The 425-nt window shown below is 50.1% G+C and carries 1 protein-coding gene; it reads left to right on the forward strand.

Going from position 1 to position 425, the window contains the following annotated elements; all coding sequences use genetic code 11:
* Positions 1–72 precede the first annotated feature (72 nt).
* A partial coding sequence (locus tag HA41_RS19450; RefSeq protein ID WP_143807386.1) for a helix-turn-helix domain-containing protein occupies positions 73–425 on the forward strand: 353 nt, incomplete at its 3' end.

A 425-nucleotide genomic window follows, 5' to 3' on the forward strand; every position in this document is an offset into this window, starting at 1 on the left:
TGTGAGTTCAATGGGTCGATGCAACGCTATCCTTGATCAAGGGGGGCGTTGCCATGAAACGAAAGAACTCGCATTTACTACACGCCAGAACAAAAGGCGATTATCTGGGACAGATACAAGCAAGGTGATTCTCTGCATGATATCGCCAGAATGTTCGACAGATTTCACTCTTCTATTATGCCTACAATCCACCAGACAGGTGGCTACCGTCCTCCCGTGCGAAAGCGGCACCGTTTAGCGCTTTCGCTTGATGAAAGAGAGGAGATATCGAGAGGATTGGTAGCAAAACGCAGCATCAGGGACATCGCTGCCAGATTATCAAGAGCTCCTTCAACGATTAGCCGCGAGATCAGGAGGCACGGCGGTGCAAAAAAATACCGGGCAGCAAAAGCCGATACTGCTGCGTGGGAAAATGCTCTGAGACC

The organism is Pantoea conspicua (genome assembly GCF_002095315.1).
Classification (GTDB): domain Bacteria; phylum Pseudomonadota; class Gammaproteobacteria; order Enterobacterales; family Enterobacteriaceae; genus Pantoea; species Pantoea conspicua.